The organism is Paenibacillus sp. R14(2021), from assembly GCF_019431355.1.
Taxonomy (GTDB): domain Bacteria; phylum Bacillota; class Bacilli; order Paenibacillales; family Paenibacillaceae; genus Paenibacillus_Z.
The window spans coordinates 5,443,566-5,458,347 of record NZ_CP080269.1 but is presented as its reverse complement, the minus strand read 5'-3'; the positions used below and the strand labels follow the sequence as shown (position 1 = coordinate 5,458,347).

Sequence of the window (14,782 nt, the reverse complement as noted above, 5' to 3'; positions counted from 1 at the left end):
CTTCCATTTCATTCCTATCTATGTACTCTATATATAACATAATCTGCGCTTCCCGGCCAATCGACAAGAGACGCAATCGTTCGTTCCCATTCGTCGGCATCGGCCTTACCGATCCCTCGGCTCTACTAGCACAATTCGCCGAATAACGCAAAAAAATCCCTTGATCAACAAGGGATTTCGAAAGGGTAAGGTTGGTGCGGTCGGAGGGATTTGAACCCTCACGCCTTGTGAGCGCCACCCCCTCAAGATGGTGTGTCTGCCGTTCCACCACGACCGCGGAGTGATATGCAATGAACCATATCAATGAGGTAAAAATGAGCCATGTAGGACTCGAACCTACGACACCCTGATTAAAAGTCAGGTGCTCTACCAACTGAGCTAATGGCTCTTATTCTGGTGACCCGTAGGGGACTCGAACCCCTGTTACCTCCGTGAAAGGGAGGTGTCTTAACCACTTGACCAACGGGCCATATATTCGCCGTTTTTCGACATGCCTTTTAAACGACAAATAATAATATAGCAGAACCGCGGAGCCATGGCAAGACTTATTTTAATACTTCAGAGCAAGCCGATTGCGGCCGATGATTATTTCGTGTCCACCTACTTTAACCACAACATACGCGGTTTATTCACCATGCTCTATTGAAGCGAGCAACTGATGCCTGATATGCCTTAGAAGACACAAAAAAAGCCCTTCATTTCAAGGACTTGTTCATGTAAGGTTGGTGCGGTCGGCGGGATTTGAACCCGCACGCCTTGTGAGCGCCACCCCCTCAAGATGGTGTGTCTGCCGTTCCACCACGACCGCGGAGTGATATGCGATTATATCATATCAATAATAGTTGGTGACCCGTAGGGGACTCGAACCCCTGTTACCTCCGTGAAAGGGAGGTGTCTTAACCACTTGACCAACGGGCCTAGCGCCGCTCTTCATAGAGATCGGATCATACACTTGTAATCGAGACTGGACTTGCTAATCAGTCCAAGTGCCATCTTAAGAAATATGGCGGAGAAGGAGGGATTCGAACCCTCGCACCACTTACGCAGTCTAACCCCTTAGCAGAGGGTCCCCTTGAGCCACTTGGGTACTTCTCCAAAAGAAATGGCTCCCCGAACAGGACTCGAACCTGTGACAACTCGATTAACAGTCGAGTGCTCTACCAACTGAGCTATCAGGGAATAGGATTTAGTGACAAGAAATAATGTATCACGTCTTAGAAATGAAGTCAAGCTTCGTTAGTAATAATTGCCCGCGGCATTTGCCGCATGCAAATCGGCGCGGATCCGTCTTGCGTTTGCGCAAATATTCTGTCCCGCAGCTGCGGCAAACCAGCTTGAACCGATAGGGTTCAGCCTTGCGCTTCTCCCCTGCGGGCAGCGCCTTGCAGAAACGCGTGCCTCCGACCTTGGCCAGCAGCTGCTTGAAATCATCGTCGCGGTGCTGATAGCCTCGTTTCATTAGATGCAAATGATAGTGGCACAGCTCGTGCTTAATGATTTTCTCCGTCTCTTCTTCGCCGTAGTTGCGAAGCTGGTGAGGGCTGATCTCGATGTTATGCGTCTTCGTGAAATACCGGCCGCCAGTCGATTTCAGCCTGCCGTTATACGTCGCCTGATGCCGGAAGGGAAGCCCGAAATACTGCATCGATACGCGCTCCACCCATTCCTGTAAAACATGATCCTGCATGATTCGATCTCCTCGATTTGTTTCGACAGTTATACTTGAATTTTAAAGGACGAATACGCTACACTGTCAAGTAGAATTCATCGCCATCAGCATCAGCTGATTGTGAAGGGGGAAATGTAAAACTATGGCACTTATGCGTTATATCGTCATGAAAAGCATGCAAGAGGTATCTTTCGTCGAAATGCCTGCCTCGCATGCGTATCAATTAAGCGCGCTTAATCTGCGCCTGCATAAGGAAATCGATAAACTGACGGCAAGTCACATACCGGTGCTGCCCTATGCGATTGCGGAATGCAGCGAGGTTGACCTGCATGACAAGTCCATTGCCATCCACTCGGGCCTCGATTACGTGAACCAGCTGGAGAACGACTTCGCCTCCATCGAAGAGAAAACTTATCCGCTGATCTCGCTGCTAACCGAAATTCGGGCGCTTCAAGCCCAGCTCGAGCAGTGGTATGAAGAAGAGTACGAGTCGTAATCGGCGAAAATTCGACTGATCTGCTGCAAGGAATGTCAGTTGGACCTGCACGGACATCCGCCTATTCCCATATGCTGTTACTACAACAAGCGATGACGGGAAGGAGGGCGAATGCCTTGCCGCAGTGGCTGTGCAATCAATTGATGCGTGCTTTCTTGAAGAAAGACCGCCGGCAAATTCGTCTATTGAATGACTGCTGGTATTTCTATCGTACAAGTCAACATGCTGACGAAGATTCCGCAAGCTTATAGCCGCCCCATGAGAAAGGGTGCTATCTCCATACAGTGACGATTGACGTGACTGATTAGAGATAACACCCTTTTGCCGTTTCAATTATTAGATAACTGTCATCATCCCGGCTTGCGCATCGTCAGGCTGACCCGGCCTTTCTTCTCATCCACGCTCAGCACCCATACCGTAACTGTATCTCCCACCGAAACAACATCCATGGGATGCTTCACGAATTTGCCGCTCAGCTGCGAGATATGGACGAGCCCGTCGTTCTTGATGCCGATATCGACGAACGCGCCGAAATCAATCACGTTGCGGACCGTGCCATGCAGCTCCATGCCAGGCTTCAAATCCTCGATGCTGAGCACGTCCGTGTGGAAGATCGGCGCAGGCAGCTCTTCGCGCGGATCCCGGCCGGGACGCAGCAGGCTGTCGATGATGTCCCGAAGCGTCGGTACGCCCACGCCAATTTGTTCTGCGACTTGAGACGTCTCGATCGTCGTCAGCGCCGCCCTGAACGCTTCCGAGCCGATTCCCTCCAGCTGCAGCCCCAGCACGCCGCACAGCTTGTCTACAACGGCGTACGATTCCGGATGAATCGGCGTCCGGTCCAGCGGATTACGGCTCTCCGGAATACGGATAAAGCCGATGCACTGCTCGTAGGTTTTCGCGCCGAGACGGGGCACCTTCTGCAGCATTTTCCGGTCCAGGAAGATGCCGTTCTCCTCGCGGAATTTCACGATATTCTTGGCCGTTGCCGCATTAATGCCGGCTACGTACGACAGCAGCGAAGGCGAAGCCGTATTGACGTCAACGCCGACATGGTTAACGGCCGATTCAACGACGCCGCCAAGCGTCTCTTCGAGCCGCTTCTGACTGACATCGTGCTGGTATTGGCCGACGCCGATTGCTTTGGGCTCGATCTTGACAAGCTCGGCAAGCGGGTCCTGCAGCCTTCTTGCAATGGATACCGCGCTTCGCTCCGCAACGTCCAGCTTCGGAAATTCCTCCGCCGCCAGCTTGGAAGCGGAGTATACGCTCGCTCCGGCTTCGTTGACAATAATATATTTCAACTCGCCTGCTCCCGTCAGCTTGGCGAATTTTCGCTTGCCGATCAGATCCGCAATGAACTGCTCCGTCTCGCGGGAGGCGGTTCCGTTGCCGATGACGATGAGCTGGACGCGATAGCGATCGATAAGGCCGTTGATCAGCTTCTCGGCTTCTGCCACCTTGTTGTTCGGCGGCGTCGGGTAAGAGACAGCGACCTCCAGCAGCTTGCCGGTCTCGTCGATAACCGCAAGCTTGCAGCCCGTACGGAAAGCAGGGTCAACCCCGAGCACGACATTGCCGCGCACGGGAGGTTGAAGCAGCAGGTTGCGCAGATTGGTCGAGAAGATGCTGATCGCATGCTCTTCGGCTTTCTCCGTCAGCTCCCCGCGAACCTCGCGTTCAATCGACGGCGCGATCAACCGTTTATAGGCATCCTCGATCGTCGCGAGCAGCACGGAACGAACGCCAGCTGCCGTTCCCATCCGAAGCAGCTGCCGGTCTATGTAGTCGTGGATTTTATCCGTTTGCACATCCATCCCTACACGAAGCACATCTTCCCGCTCCCCGCGGTTGATGGCAAGCGTACGATGCGGAGGCAGCTTCTTGAGCGGCTCCTGATAAGCGTAATACATTTCATAGACCGTCTCTTGGGAACTATCCTTCGCTTCTGTCCGTATAATGCCTTGGTCAAAGGTGTACCGGCGCACCCATGCGCGGATCTTCGCGTCATCCGCAAGCTGCTCGGCAATAATGTCCTTCGCGCCCTGCAGTGCATCCTCGGCGGTCTCTACGCCCTTCTGTGCATCGACGTAACGCGCAGCTTCCTGCAGCGGATCGCCTTGACGCGGTTGGGAGAGCAGCCATTGCGCAAGCGGCTCCAGGCCTTTTTCCTTGGCCACGCTCGCCCTTGTCTTGCGTTTTTGCCGGTATGGACGGTACAAATCTTCGATTTCCTGCAGCTTGACGGCGCTCTGAACCGACTGCCGCAGCTCGTCCGTCAGCTTGCCCTGCTCGTCAATCAAGCGGATGACTTCGCGCTTGCGGTTCTCCAGATTGCGCATGTACTGCAGCTTCTCTTCAATCGCGCGCAGTTCGTTCTCATCCAGCTCGCCGGTCATTTCCTTCCGATACCGGGCAATGAACGGAATCGTATTGCCTTCGTCGAGCAGGGACACCGCCGACTTCACCTTGCTGACCGGCAGGCTCAGCTCTGCCGATACGCGCTTGACGATCGCCTCCTGCTCCGCTGCCAGCTCAGCTGGCGTAAGCTGGATTTTGACGGAGGTTCCGCCGTCCAATTCTTCGTCCTTCAACCGTTGATTCGTCTCAGCCACTATGGAATGCCCCCAATAAGATGAATGAAACCCTTCGAACCGGCTGATTAAGCCGGCACGTAAGGGTTGTTAGCCATTTCAAAACCAATTGTCGTTTGCGGACCATGGCCGGGGTATACCCGAACCGCCGGATCGAGCTTATACAGCTTCGTGCGGATCGAATCGAACAAATCCCGCTCCTTGCCGCCCGGAAGGTCGGTGCGTCCAACCGACATCTTGAACAGGACGTCGCCGCTGATCAGATGCCCGCCGCACAGCAAGCTGACACTGCCGGGCGAATGACCCGGCGTATGCAGGATGCGGAACGTCTCGCCGATCAGCTCCAGCTTCTGTCCTTCCGAGAGCGCATATTCGGCCGGAGCCGTCGTGAGCGGCGCCGTGACGTCCGACCAGCGAGCGGAGCCGTTCTTGCGCGCATCGCCCAGCCAGTCCGCCTCCTCGTCATGCAAATAAACGGGGCAGCCGAACGCTTGGCGGACCTCCTCCACGCCGGCCATATGATCAAAATGCGCATGGGTCAGTACAATCGCTTCGAGCTGCAAGCCGCGTTCGCGGATGCGTTCGATCAGCCGCTTCGGCCCCATGCCGGGATCGACCACGAATGCGCGGGTGCCTGTTTCCTCGGTGATGAGGTAGCAGTTCGTTTGCAGCGGCCCGAGGGTAAAGGTTTCAATCTTCAGCATGCTAGACAGACGCCAGAAGCGTGCGAAGCTCAGTAATAATATCCTGCTGGTACGCCGTGTCATCACCGTAACGGCGGATCAGTTCCTGGCGGGCAAGCGCCAGCTTCTCTTGATAGTCCGACGCTTCACGGTCCGGGTTAGCCTGCTTAAACGCGACCATCGGCTCCTGCACGTAGGAAGGGCGCGGTCCCCATTGTCCCAGCACATGACCGCCTGTATCCGCAATAATGACGATGGGAATGGAGCGGCCGCCCATCGTCAGAAATTCATCTATCGTATCCAGATGCTCTTCCATGATCAGTACCTCGACCGACATGCCGGTAAGCTCCATGGCTTGGAATACGACCGGCACGTTGCGCACGACGTCGCCGCACCAGTCGGAGGCGATAATCACGCAGCGCAGATCATCGCGGTTGTTAATGGATTCGAAAAACTCGCGGTCTTCTCCGTTCACCCATTCAAAGCGGCTCGACCAGCCTTGAAATGCCTCCTGGTTCTTCTGCATGGCATCGTAAAATTGCTTCGGGCTGATGCCTTTGCCCAGCTTGCCCGCTACGTTCTTCCCCATCGAAAAAGCCTCCTCGTTCACCCTTGCGAGTGGATATTAATGAAACAACCATGACAAGCAGCTTAATTGTAACAAAGTGCTCCCGCACGATTCAAACAGATCAGATCGATTTGCCTTTACGCTTCAACACTGTATAAAGGACATAGACGATAAGTACGGCAATCGCAATCAGAATGGCCGGCTGCACGTATGGCGCCGCTTTGGCTCCGATGTCTTCCCAATTCTCGCCCAGCGTACGGCCCAAATAGACAAATAGAAGCACCCATGGAATAGAAGCAAGCCCCGTCAGCATCGTAAACCGCCAGAAGGGCATTTTTGCGATTCCGGCAGGGATGGATATCACTTGGCGCATGACGGGAACAAAGCGCGCCGTGAAGACGATGCCGTCGCCGTAGCGTTTGAACCACTGGTCTGCGAGATCGAGATGCTTCGGCTTGATTTTGATAAACTTCCCGTATTTCTCGAAGAAAGGGCGGCCCGCCCCGCGTCCGATGCCGTATAGAATCCATTGCTGAACGATCGCGCCGAGCGTACCGAACAGAACGGCCCCGAGGTACGTTATTTCGCCTTGGTAAACGAGATAACCCGCATAGCCCAGCACGATTTCGCTCGGAATAACCTCGATGGCCAGGCCGATCAGAATACCGAAATAGCCAAGGCCCTCAATCCATTGAAGCAGCGTATTAACCAGATCATGAAACCAGCTCATCCGTCATCTCCTATCAGTCTTCTTTTTTCGAGTAAACTGCTTCTCTCTTACGGTATTCTAGCATACTTGGAGACATGCCTCCAGCACTTGGCATTGCGGCCCAAGCCCCCGCATAGACTAGCCTTAATATGAAGCGAATCTATCGAAAGGTCAGGTGAAGAGAAAGATGTCGAATATCTTTGTCATCAATCGCAAACAGCTCGCTCTGTTCGCGCTCCTGCTGCTCATTGTCGTATTTGCGGCCGTATGCCTGCGGTGGAACCAATCCCGCGCCGCCCTGGCTGCACCGAAGGAAATGAAGGTTTTTCAGCTCGTAACCGGCGAATTTAAAACAAAGACCGATGACGGGAAGGAGCTCGAGGTCTATCGCTGGGATCCAGGCTCCATCGTCGTCCACAAGGGAGATGCCGTCGAGCTGCGCATCACGGGCGTAAACGGCAAATCGCATCCCTTCGTCATTCAGGAGCTCGGCGTTAAAGGGGAAGTCAATAAAGGACAAACGACAGTCGTTCATTTTACCGCGGATCAACGGGGGACCTTCGCGATTGAATGCCTCGTCCACACGTCGATTTCAAACGGCGGACCGATGGTCGGCTACCTGACCGTGGAATAGCCAAGAGCGTGTGGCACAGCGCCCGGCTTGCGCATATATAGGGGAAGAGAGGAGTCGGTTACGATGAAACCTTCCACTGCCCAGAAGCACACCTCCGCCTATCCCAGCGCCCGCAAAATCAAACGTGCCTGCGAGAACGAGCTGTACCGCACCGTAAAAAGACTCGGTGTTTATATTCCGAAAGAAAAGCTGGAGCTTGCCGAGAAGCTTTATATACAGAAGGTTTTTCTGAACGTGCAGTGGATTCACGAGCATGCCAGCAACCGCAAGCTGCTCTCCGACTGGTGGGACGAGAACGTCAGCGCGGACATTGCCGCATTGTGGGAAGTGGATCAAAGCAAGCTGTGCGCGGCGTTTCGCAGCGCCTTCGGCGGCTGACCGAGCCCGAAAAATAGAACAGCAGCACAGCTCTAAAGCGAGAGAGCCGTGCTGCTGTTGTCGTAAATGAGGGATTAGCGTTACCCGATAATAGCAAAGGTTTCGACGCCGGCCGGAATCGTGCGGGTACGGAACTGGACGCCGTTTGCGTTGAAGACGCGAAGCGTATACGACACGTTGGTCAGCGTGCCGATGTTGCCGAAACGTACAACACCGAACCGGTCGAAGAAAGCGGTCGACACGATTCGATTATTGTGGATCAAGCGTGCGAAAAAGCCTGTCGTGTTGAACGATGGGAACAGCGCCAGCAGCTATGTTCTTCGCAGCTGCGACCGGCCTCCGATAGCTCGCTACCTCTTCTCAGCGAGCGGATAGGTACCAAGCTGCGCCAGCAGTTGACGGTTCTGCGCAGCTGCCTTTTGCGCCGCATCGGTCACGGCGAACTTGCGGTCGTTGGCCGTGTATGGCTTCTTCAGCGCCTCGTAGCGCTCGAAGAACAAGGCGGCTGTTTCAGCCGCCAGGTTCGCCTCCGCCAGGCGCGAAGCGGCTCGCAGGTTCTGCGCGAGCTGCGCCATTGTGACGACTGCTTCCGACTGACTGCCCCAGTCGAAGCGGTCGTAGGCCAGTGCGCGGCGCCAGTAATCCGCGGCGCCGATCACGTCGCTCCGCTCGGCGCACTCACGGCCGAGCGCCCGCAGCAGCGGCACGGACTGCGGCTCATAGCGCAGTCCGGACGTCAGCAGCACCGCCCGTTCCGAAGGCGGTGCATGGTCTGCGAGCTCGATGCGAATCGGCGTCCAATACGGATTCGCATCGAGCGCCGCGCGCAGCGCGGCCGTCCGTGCCGCGCCGGAGGCGGCAGCTGCCGCCTCGCGGTGCCGCACGGCGGCATCGAAGCGCCAGCCGAGCAGCGCGGCGGCGGCGAAGCAAACGGCGGCCGCGCCAGCCCCCGCGGCCCGCCAAGCTCGAACCCTCGCGCGGCCGCGAACCCCGCCGCGCTCCTCCCCGCTGGAGGAAACGACAGCCCAGCCGAGCAGCAGCAGCCAATAATAGCCGTACTCCATATCAAAGTCGATGGCGGCATGAAGCAGCAGGATGCCGATGGGGAGCAGTCCAAGCCGGTTCCCGCGCCACACCGCGCTTAGGAGAATGAAGAGAACCGCAGCCGCGACAAGCAGGCCCATAACGCCTAGATCAAGAACGAGCTCCATGAGGCCGCTATGTACTTCATTGCCCACATAGGGCTGAGACTGAATACCGGTAAAGAGCACGCGCCATGTGTCGCCGCCTCGCCCGAAGAAAAGCGCCTCTTGAATAAGCTTGCCGGCATCAGCGTAGAACAGACCGCGGGCTGCGAAGGTATCGTAAACACCGCTAAAGCCATATAGGCGGCCATGTATGGACGAAGGCAGCACCACAAGCAGACTGAGCAGCACGGCAGCAGAACAGCCGCCCCAGGCGACGGCTTGAACCAGCCGAACCTTCGGGCCGGCAAGCAGACGCCGCAGTCCCAGGAAACCAACAGGTGCTGCAGCGCAGATGAGAATCAGGAGCAGCTCCTCGGTTACGGTCGCTCCCGCCCTCCCCTCTGCAGCCGAGGCGCGTACGCCCGCATGCACAACGAAGCGGTATGCCGCTCCGCCGCATAGCAAGGCCCAACCGGTGTACAGCAGCCAGGCGCTGCGCTCCAGCCGGCCGAGCAGAAGAAGGCCGGCCAGCCAGGCTGCAGCGGCAGCAAGCCAGGCTCCCCGAGATTCCGTAAGCAGAGCGGTAAGCATGAAGGGAACAATACCGATGGCATGGAGCAGAAAAGACGCCTTCGTCTTCGCGCGCAGAAGCAGCGACCCACTCCAGACGACATAAGCGCATGCCGCCGCTCCCAGAACGTTCGGGTATTGAAGAAAGCCGGCTAACCGAGCACCAACGACCGATAAACGGGGATCTCCCGTCGTCATGATCATGTCCGGAAACGACAGCGCCCCCAACCAGCCTGCCAACGCGCAGCCCATAACAAATAAGCCGGAGACGTATATGCCCGCTGACAGCCAAACGCGATGCGAAGTCTGCCCGAACGCCGCATAAAGAATAAACAGGAACGCTGCATAAGCACTCCAGCGCAGCATCTGCTGCAAACTTCCTAGCAGGGATGCCGGCTCATGTAAAGCAGCCAAGCCGTAGAACGCCGCAATGAGCAGCAGGCCATACACAGCTGCAGGGATGCTCGCAGTCTGCTCACTGAACGGAGCAATTCCCGCTCTCATCCGGTTCCTAATGAGAGCAGCCCCGATCGTGAACGCTCCGCACATCCCTGCCAAGCACAGCAGCCACTCCCAACGGTAGAACACTTCATCAAAAAACATCCCATACCGGTATGCCGCACCGGAAAGCACAGCCGCGAATACGATTGTACCTGCCCCAAGCCAGCCTCTACGCATGCCGTCCCCTGCTTTCCTAACGTAAGCTCTATTGCCATTATTGCCCGATTGGCAGTAAAAAAGAAGGCGATGCCCGGGTTTTCCGATGCACGCCTTCTTCAATGATTATCGTACTACTTGCGCTGCTCCTTCCCGCCCTGCTGCTTTAGCTTAAAGTAAGCTTCCACTTGTTGACGAAGCAGGTACGCACGAAGCGTCCTCCGATGCTGTTCATCCAGCTCCAGGAAACGGGCTCCGTAGAACTTTACAATGCCGCTCTCGTCCTTTCGAATGATCTCCAGTTTAGCTTCGAAAGGCGCTCCTAAATCAAGCGTGACACCCACAACTTCTCCCGCATTCATATACGGACCCGCCGAGATGCGAAAGCCGATACCGGATTCGCTCAAGTTGCTCGCGCTCAGCTCGAACTGATCCTGCGCCGCGATCATGACTTGTTCCAGATCGGACGTCTCGACCTTGCGGGAAATCGTACGCCTCAGCTTGCCCGAGAGGGCGACCTGAAGCCGCTGCGACTCCCGCTTCTCTTCATGTCCCGCGAAGGCGCGAGACGGGAAGAGAAGGGCGATGGCTCCTTCTGCTTTCGCAATGACCGTAGATTGCAGCCGGTGAATGCCGACCGACGTATACAAGGTCAGCTTCACGGGATCACCCAGTTCGAAGCTCTTGAATTCCGACATTTCAATTTCCATCATGTCGCCTTCGATATAGGTCAAAATACCCGTTGATACATAGCCTTCTCGTTCGACAACTGTTCGGCTGTGGAGCAGCGCCTTCGTTTGAAACGCGGGCTTGTCCGCCCCATAATTGTCCTTCCGTGCATACATGGCAGACATGCGGCATTCCCCTCCTTCACATGAAAAAAGCGCTCCCTCTGTAACATGGATCCGCTTCCTGTAGACCTGGATGACTCCAGGCTTGCATTTCGGCAGCCAGGCTGTCATTCGTTCGTTTCAAGCGAACATTAGACCCTATGGCTTTGCGTCCCTGCCTTTCGGCAAGTTTGCTAGTATCGATGACTATGAAGTTGTGGATGACGTTGGTCCAGATGATCTACACTTCCTTGACAATCATAAGGCTGTGCTCGTCCTTCAAATCAATTTGATACGCAGCCTTCGGCGGTGCTCCGTCAGGCTCCCTAATAATGCGTACGACAGGACGATGAACGGCGAGCTGGTTATTCAGCGCTACAACACCAATTTGACCTGTGCTGAGCAGCACCGTAGTCGCCACGGGGTAGATCGAAATATGCTTGCAGAACATCTTTATGAGGTCCAGATCAAAATACGTATTGCCGGCAGCAAACAAAAACTCAATCGCTTCCGAAGGCGTAAACCGTTTACGGTACGGTCTGTTGGAAGTCAGGGCGTCAAACACGTCCGCAATTCCGATAATTTGCGCATATTCATGTATCTCGTCTCGCTTCAGCTTACGCGGATAGCCCGAGCCATCATAGCGTTCATGATGCTGAAACGCGCAATGGGCTGAGAGCAATGAAATGTCATGCTGCGCCCGGATGATGTTGAAGCCTTCTTCCGTATGCTTCTCCATCTGGTTCCGTTCGGCCGGCGTGTATACGCTGTTCTTCGCGAGCAGCTCCTTCGGGAGCTTCGTCATGCCGATATCGAAGAGCAGTGCGCCCATCCCGAGCTCTTCAAGCTGATTGCGGTTATAGCCTTTAGCTAGGCCCATAATACCCGCGAATATCGCAACATTCAAAGAGTGGTTGAACAGGTAGCTGTCGGCCACATGGATATTGGTAAGGCTGACCATCATATCCTCGCGCCTGACGAGATCCTGCACGATATCGCCAAACACCTTCCGAAATGTTCGGCCAAGCTCCGGCGCTATCGTCCTTCCCTTGATTTGAGGCTGATCCATCAATGTATTCATCGTCTTGAAAATGTTCGCGGAAGCCGATTTTCGCGTGTCATCCTGAATGGCTTCCGTCGGCTCCAGTCCCTCAGAGAGAGGATCATCAATGTATACGTTATCTATGCCCAGACCAGCCAGCCTGTCAATGAATCGCTGGCTCAATTCCACGCCGGCGCCAAGCAGTACGTTTCCATTTTCTTGCAGAATAGGGCGGGCCAGCTTATCTCCAGGGGCAACGGAATTGATGTGAACTTTTCTCATTGGTGTATCCCGCCTTTATCGCTTGCTTCATGCTTGCAGCGCTGCCGGTTCGGTTTCTTGCACTTTGCGTACATACTTATCCGCGTACATTCTCGTGTCTGCAGCCAAGGTCAGCTGAGCTAGATTCCCGCCATGTTCAGGGAAAGACGCGGAGCCCACCGAGACTGACAAGCGAAGTCCGGATCGTCTTGAAACACTCAGCAGCTGCTCATGAATTCGTTTCGTTATTCGTTCGATTCCTTTGTCGTCGGCATACGGACAGATCAAAATGAATTCGTCTCCGCCCCATCTGCCTGCAATTTCGCCGCGTTCCGAACAATTTCGCAGCGTCTCCGCAATCAAGGCAAGCGCCTTATCGCCTTGCAGATGCCCGAATCGATCATTTACTTCCTTAAAGTCATTCACGTCAAGCAGTATAATGGTCATTTTCTTGCGTTTACGTTCCGCTTGCTTCAGCAGTTTATTGAAATTCACTTCAATGAATCTGCGGTTATACACGTTAGTCAAGCAGTCAATCGTCGACTCTTCCTTCAACCGGTCATATTTGCGTCCGAGCATCCATCCCCCGGTAAGCATGCTCGACGCGAAAACAACTACGCCGAGCTGAACAGAAAACAGCGAATGTCCAATAGCCGTCATGTAGCATAACCCTGCTGTCGCTGCTGTCGTTATCAATGCTGCAGCGCCTGCCACCAGGCGTCCGTTGACTGACATATCGCTGTCCCCCTTCTACTATAGATTGACCACACGGTTTCGTCCGTTATCCTTGGCTCTGTACAAGGCGGTATCCACTTTAGCAAATAGGTCTCGCAAATAACTCTTTACATCTTCCATTCTCATTTCGCTCTGTTCATCAATGACATGCATGCCCATACTGATCGTTACTGACACCGAAGGCAGACCTAAGCCAGTGGCGATTTCGTTGGATTCTACAACCTCGCGAATCCGCTGCGCCAGTACCTCAGCCTGTTCCCGGTTCGTATGCGGTAAGTAAACGGAAAATTCCTCGCCGCCGTACCGTGCCAGGATGTCCGTGCGCCGCAACGCGGCCTTGACCACCTCGGCTGTTTGGCGGATGACCTCATCTCCGATGATATGCCCATACGTATCATTGACAAGTTTGAACAAATCAATGTCAAACAAAAACAAAGCAAATGGAATTTTGTACCTTAAATTAGTCAGTACCTCATGCTCCAGCTGCTGCATGAGAAATCTACGGTTGAAGCAACCGGTCAAGCTGTCCGTAATCGCCATTTGTTCCAGCTTACGGTTGGCTTGAAATAGCTCGTCCTGCATATAAATCAAAGCGCGGTTACGCTCTTGTAGCGATGTATTATGCTCTTGCGATTTGAGAATATGCGTTTTCAATTCCGAGATGTCCTGAAGCGTGATAACTTTACCGATCCGGTTCCCGCTCATCATCACTGGCGCCGCTTTCATCGACAGATATTGATAGACCGAATCGCCCTGATCAATAATCAGCTCCGTCGTGATGCGCTCTGAAGGCTCCGTTCGATATTTCAGCAGCAGCTCTTCCTCCCTGCCCTTCTCGAGCGAGTACCCAAGAAGCAGCTTCTCCATATTGAAGGAGTCTCCGACAGCGATATGCAGATTCGGACTGACATTGCTGTTCAGTTCAATGACCATCTCATGCTCATCCAGAACGATAATGCCCACAGAGAGCGTATTGAAGACATCCTGCTGCGCGACTTTAACAATATCCAGCGAGCGATGCTTCTGCAGCGAGAGTACGAAATACAGGTCTGACAGCACAATCCCAAGCGAGGTCAGTCCCGGTATAACAGGCAGCCAGCGATCCAAGATTACGTTCAGCAGCAGATCCAGAAGCGGCATCGTGCTCATGATAATCAGGCCGACAAGCGCATTCGCGATCCGCGCCTTCTCATACACCGGCTTTTTGGCAAGATAAGCAGTCCACAGATGGTGCAGCGAGTATACGTAATAAGATAATAACAAAATGACCATCGCCCAAAAAATAGGCCCGTATTCCCGCTCAAGATAGCCGCCTTTAACAGGCGCGACGAACAAATTGGCAGGGTTCCAGATCATCCCGATCGACAAGAGCAACGAAGGTGTAAGCATGCTCAAAACTACGTTTCGTCTCGGCTTGTAGGACGTATCTACTAAAAAATTCGTAAACAGCAGCCAGCCAAACCCGAGCATCGATAAACCAACAAAGGAAATGGTGATGAAGACAATCTGAAGGTGAGGATTATCTATGGTGTGGACACCGATCTGGCCAAAAGGCCAAACCATCATGAAGAAGTGAAAGAGCAGATACACTTTATACTGCGCAGTAATGACGTTTCTTGCAAAAACATAAATGAATAAGGTGAACAAAAAAAGTAGAAGGCCTAGATCCAGCCCTGTCGTAAGTCCCATGTGCTCCACCCAAATCAATCTATAGTTTTCTATGAAAAAAGGCCTGGGACAATCTGCATATTTCCACTCTATTCTATCAC

General features: G+C 54.2%; 15 protein-coding genes, 7 tRNA genes and 1 riboswitch. Of the genes, 4 read left to right on the top strand and 18 right to left on the bottom strand.

Annotated features, from left to right (window positions below; all coding sequences use genetic code 11):
• Nucleotides 1-192 precede the first annotated feature (192 nt).
• The 8 genes from KXU80_RS25285 to KXU80_RS25250 all read right to left on the bottom strand — a co-directional run bounded on the left by KXU80_RS25285 (nucleotide 193) and on the right by KXU80_RS25250 (nucleotide 1,687).
• Nucleotides 193-277 (bottom strand) — tRNA-Leu (locus KXU80_RS25285).
• Between the two features lie 38 nt (nucleotides 278-315).
• Nucleotides 316-388, bottom strand: a tRNA-Lys gene (locus KXU80_RS25280).
• 6 nt (nucleotides 389-394) lie between these two features.
• Nucleotides 395-469 (bottom strand) — tRNA-Glu (locus tag KXU80_RS25275).
• A gap of 254 nt (nucleotides 470-723) precedes the next feature.
• Nucleotides 724-808, bottom strand: a tRNA-Leu gene (locus KXU80_RS25270).
• Between the two features lie 35 nt (nucleotides 809-843).
• Nucleotides 844-918, bottom strand: a tRNA-Glu gene (locus KXU80_RS25265).
• 86 nt (nucleotides 919-1,004) lie between these two features.
• Nucleotides 1,005-1,095 (bottom strand) — tRNA-Ser (locus KXU80_RS25260).
• A gap of 8 nt (nucleotides 1,096-1,103) precedes the next feature.
• A tRNA-Asn gene (locus KXU80_RS25255) sits at nucleotides 1,104-1,179 on the bottom strand.
• 28 nt (nucleotides 1,180-1,207) lie between these two features.
• A complete protein-coding gene (locus KXU80_RS25250) occupies nucleotides 1,208-1,687 on the bottom strand; it encodes a SprT family protein (RefSeq protein ID WP_219835855.1) in 480 nt (159 codons plus the stop codon).
• 124 nt (nucleotides 1,688-1,811) lie between these two features.
• Here KXU80_RS25250 and KXU80_RS25245 point away from each other — a divergent pair, with 124 nt between their 5' ends.
• Nucleotides 1,812-2,165 carry a hydrolase/acyltransferase gene (locus KXU80_RS25245; protein ID WP_219835854.1) on the top strand — a complete coding sequence of 118 codons (354 nt, stop codon included), beginning with the start codon at nucleotides 1,812-1,814 and terminating at the stop codon, nucleotides 2,163-2,165.
• A gap of 116 nt (nucleotides 2,166-2,281) precedes the next feature.
• The gene (cmpA, locus tag KXU80_RS25240) at nucleotides 2,282-2,416 is read left to right on the top strand and encodes a cortex morphogenetic protein CmpA (protein ID WP_219835853.1); all 135 of its coding nucleotides are present in this window, start codon (nucleotides 2,282-2,284) and stop codon (nucleotides 2,414-2,416) included.
• Between the two features lie 99 nt (nucleotides 2,417-2,515).
• Here the strand turns inward: cmpA and KXU80_RS25235 are convergent, their stop codons facing one another.
• The 4 genes from KXU80_RS25235 to KXU80_RS25220 all read right to left on the bottom strand — a co-directional run bounded on the left by KXU80_RS25235 (nucleotide 2,516) and on the right by KXU80_RS25220 (nucleotide 6,740).
• Nucleotides 2,516-4,720 (bottom strand): Tex family protein, encoded by a 2,205-nt coding sequence (locus KXU80_RS25235; RefSeq protein ID WP_219839236.1) that lies wholly within the window; start codon nucleotides 4,718-4,720, stop codon nucleotides 2,516-2,518.
• 107 nt (nucleotides 4,721-4,827) lie between these two features.
• Nucleotides 4,828-5,463 carry an MBL fold metallo-hydrolase gene (locus tag KXU80_RS25230; protein WP_219835852.1) on the bottom strand — a complete coding sequence of 212 codons (636 nt, stop codon included), beginning with the start codon at nucleotides 5,461-5,463 and terminating at the stop codon, nucleotides 4,828-4,830.
• 1 nt (nucleotide 5,464) lies between these two features.
• Nucleotides 5,465-6,031 carry a thioredoxin family protein gene (locus KXU80_RS25225; protein ID WP_219835851.1) on the bottom strand — a complete coding sequence of 189 codons (567 nt, stop codon included), beginning with the start codon at nucleotides 6,029-6,031 and terminating at the stop codon, nucleotides 5,465-5,467.
• Between the two features lie 100 nt (nucleotides 6,032-6,131).
• Complete coding sequence (locus KXU80_RS25220; protein ID WP_219835850.1) at nucleotides 6,132-6,740, bottom strand: undecaprenyl phosphate transporter UptA; 609 nt, start codon at nucleotides 6,738-6,740, stop codon at nucleotides 6,132-6,134.
• Nucleotides 6,741-6,906: 166 nt separating this feature from the next.
• Here KXU80_RS25220 and KXU80_RS25215 point away from each other — a divergent pair, with 166 nt between their 5' ends.
• A complete protein-coding gene (locus KXU80_RS25215; protein ID WP_219835849.1) occupies nucleotides 6,907-7,353 on the top strand; it encodes a cupredoxin domain-containing protein in 447 nt (148 codons plus the stop codon).
• A 63-nt stretch (nucleotides 7,354-7,416) separates the two neighbouring features.
• Entirely contained in the window at nucleotides 7,417-7,731 is a 315-nt protein-coding gene (locus KXU80_RS25210; RefSeq protein WP_219835848.1) for a dehydrogenase, read from the top strand.
• An 80-nt stretch (nucleotides 7,732-7,811) separates the two neighbouring features.
• Here the strand turns inward: KXU80_RS25210 and KXU80_RS25205 are convergent, their stop codons facing one another.
• From KXU80_RS25205 to KXU80_RS25180, 6 genes are all read right to left on the bottom strand, one after another.
• Entirely contained in the window at nucleotides 7,812-7,994 is a 183-nt protein-coding gene (locus tag KXU80_RS25205) for a hypothetical protein (protein WP_258171146.1), read from the bottom strand.
• Nucleotides 7,995-8,081: 87 nt separating this feature from the next.
• The gene (locus KXU80_RS25200; protein ID WP_219835847.1) at nucleotides 8,082-10,166 is read right to left on the bottom strand and encodes an O-antigen ligase family protein; all 2,085 of its coding nucleotides are present in this window, start codon (nucleotides 10,164-10,166) and stop codon (nucleotides 8,082-8,084) included.
• A gap of 113 nt (nucleotides 10,167-10,279) precedes the next feature.
• Complete coding sequence (locus KXU80_RS25195) at nucleotides 10,280-10,999, bottom strand: PilZ domain-containing protein (protein WP_219835846.1); 720 nt, start codon at nucleotides 10,997-10,999, stop codon at nucleotides 10,280-10,282.
• Between the two features lie 88 nt (nucleotides 11,000-11,087).
• Nucleotides 11,088-11,181: riboswitch (cyclic di-GMP riboswitch) on the bottom strand.
• Nucleotides 11,182-11,216: 35 nt separating this feature from the next.
• Nucleotides 11,217-12,299 (bottom strand): HD-GYP domain-containing protein, encoded by a 1,083-nt coding sequence (locus KXU80_RS25190; protein ID WP_219835845.1) that lies wholly within the window; start codon nucleotides 12,297-12,299, stop codon nucleotides 11,217-11,219.
• Nucleotides 12,300-12,326: 27 nt separating this feature from the next.
• Nucleotides 12,327-13,013: a GGDEF domain-containing protein gene (locus tag KXU80_RS25185; RefSeq protein WP_219835844.1), complete on the bottom strand. Its 687-nt coding sequence runs from the start codon at nucleotides 13,011-13,013 to the stop codon at nucleotides 12,327-12,329.
• 18 nt (nucleotides 13,014-13,031) lie between these two features.
• Nucleotides 13,032-14,702, bottom strand: a complete 1,671-nt coding sequence (locus tag KXU80_RS25180) for a histidine kinase N-terminal 7TM domain-containing diguanylate cyclase (protein ID WP_219835843.1) — start codon at nucleotides 14,700-14,702, stop codon at nucleotides 13,032-13,034.
• Nucleotides 14,703-14,782: the final 80 nt, after the last annotated feature.

Coding starts and splice junctions, on each gene's coding strand:
- KXU80_RS25250 (WP_219835855.1), bottom strand. CDS start 1,687: ATGCAGGATCATGTTTTACAGGAATGGGTGGAGCGCGTATCGATGCAG.
- KXU80_RS25245 (WP_219835854.1), top strand. CDS start 1,812: ATGGCACTTATGCGTTATATCGTCATGAAAAGCATGCAAGAGGTATCT.
- KXU80_RS25230 (WP_219835852.1), bottom strand. CDS start 5,463: ATGCTGAAGATTGAAACCTTTACCCTCGGGCCGCTGCAAACGAACTGC.
- KXU80_RS25225 (WP_219835851.1), bottom strand. CDS start 6,031: ATGGGGAAGAACGTAGCGGGCAAGCTGGGCAAAGGCATCAGCCCGAAG.
- KXU80_RS25220 (WP_219835850.1), bottom strand. CDS start 6,740: ATGAGCTGGTTTCATGATCTGGTTAATACGCTGCTTCAATGGATTGAG.
- KXU80_RS25215 (WP_219835849.1), top strand. CDS start 6,907: ATGTCGAATATCTTTGTCATCAATCGCAAACAGCTCGCTCTGTTCGCG.
- KXU80_RS25210 (WP_219835848.1), top strand. CDS start 7,417: ATGAAACCTTCCACTGCCCAGAAGCACACCTCCGCCTATCCCAGCGCC.
- KXU80_RS25200 (WP_219835847.1), bottom strand. CDS start 10,166: ATGCGTAGAGGCTGGCTTGGGGCAGGTACAATCGTATTCGCGGCTGTG.
- KXU80_RS25195 (WP_219835846.1), bottom strand. CDS start 10,999: ATGTCTGCCATGTATGCACGGAAGGACAATTATGGGGCGGACAAGCCC.
- KXU80_RS25190 (WP_219835845.1), bottom strand. CDS start 12,299: ATGAGAAAAGTTCACATCAATTCCGTTGCCCCTGGAGATAAGCTGGCC.
- KXU80_RS25185 (WP_219835844.1), bottom strand. CDS start 13,013: ATGTCAGTCAACGGACGCCTGGTGGCAGGCGCTGCAGCATTGATAACG.
- KXU80_RS25180 (WP_219835843.1), bottom strand. CDS start 14,702: ATGGGACTTACGACAGGGCTGGATCTAGGCCTTCTACTTTTTTTGTTC.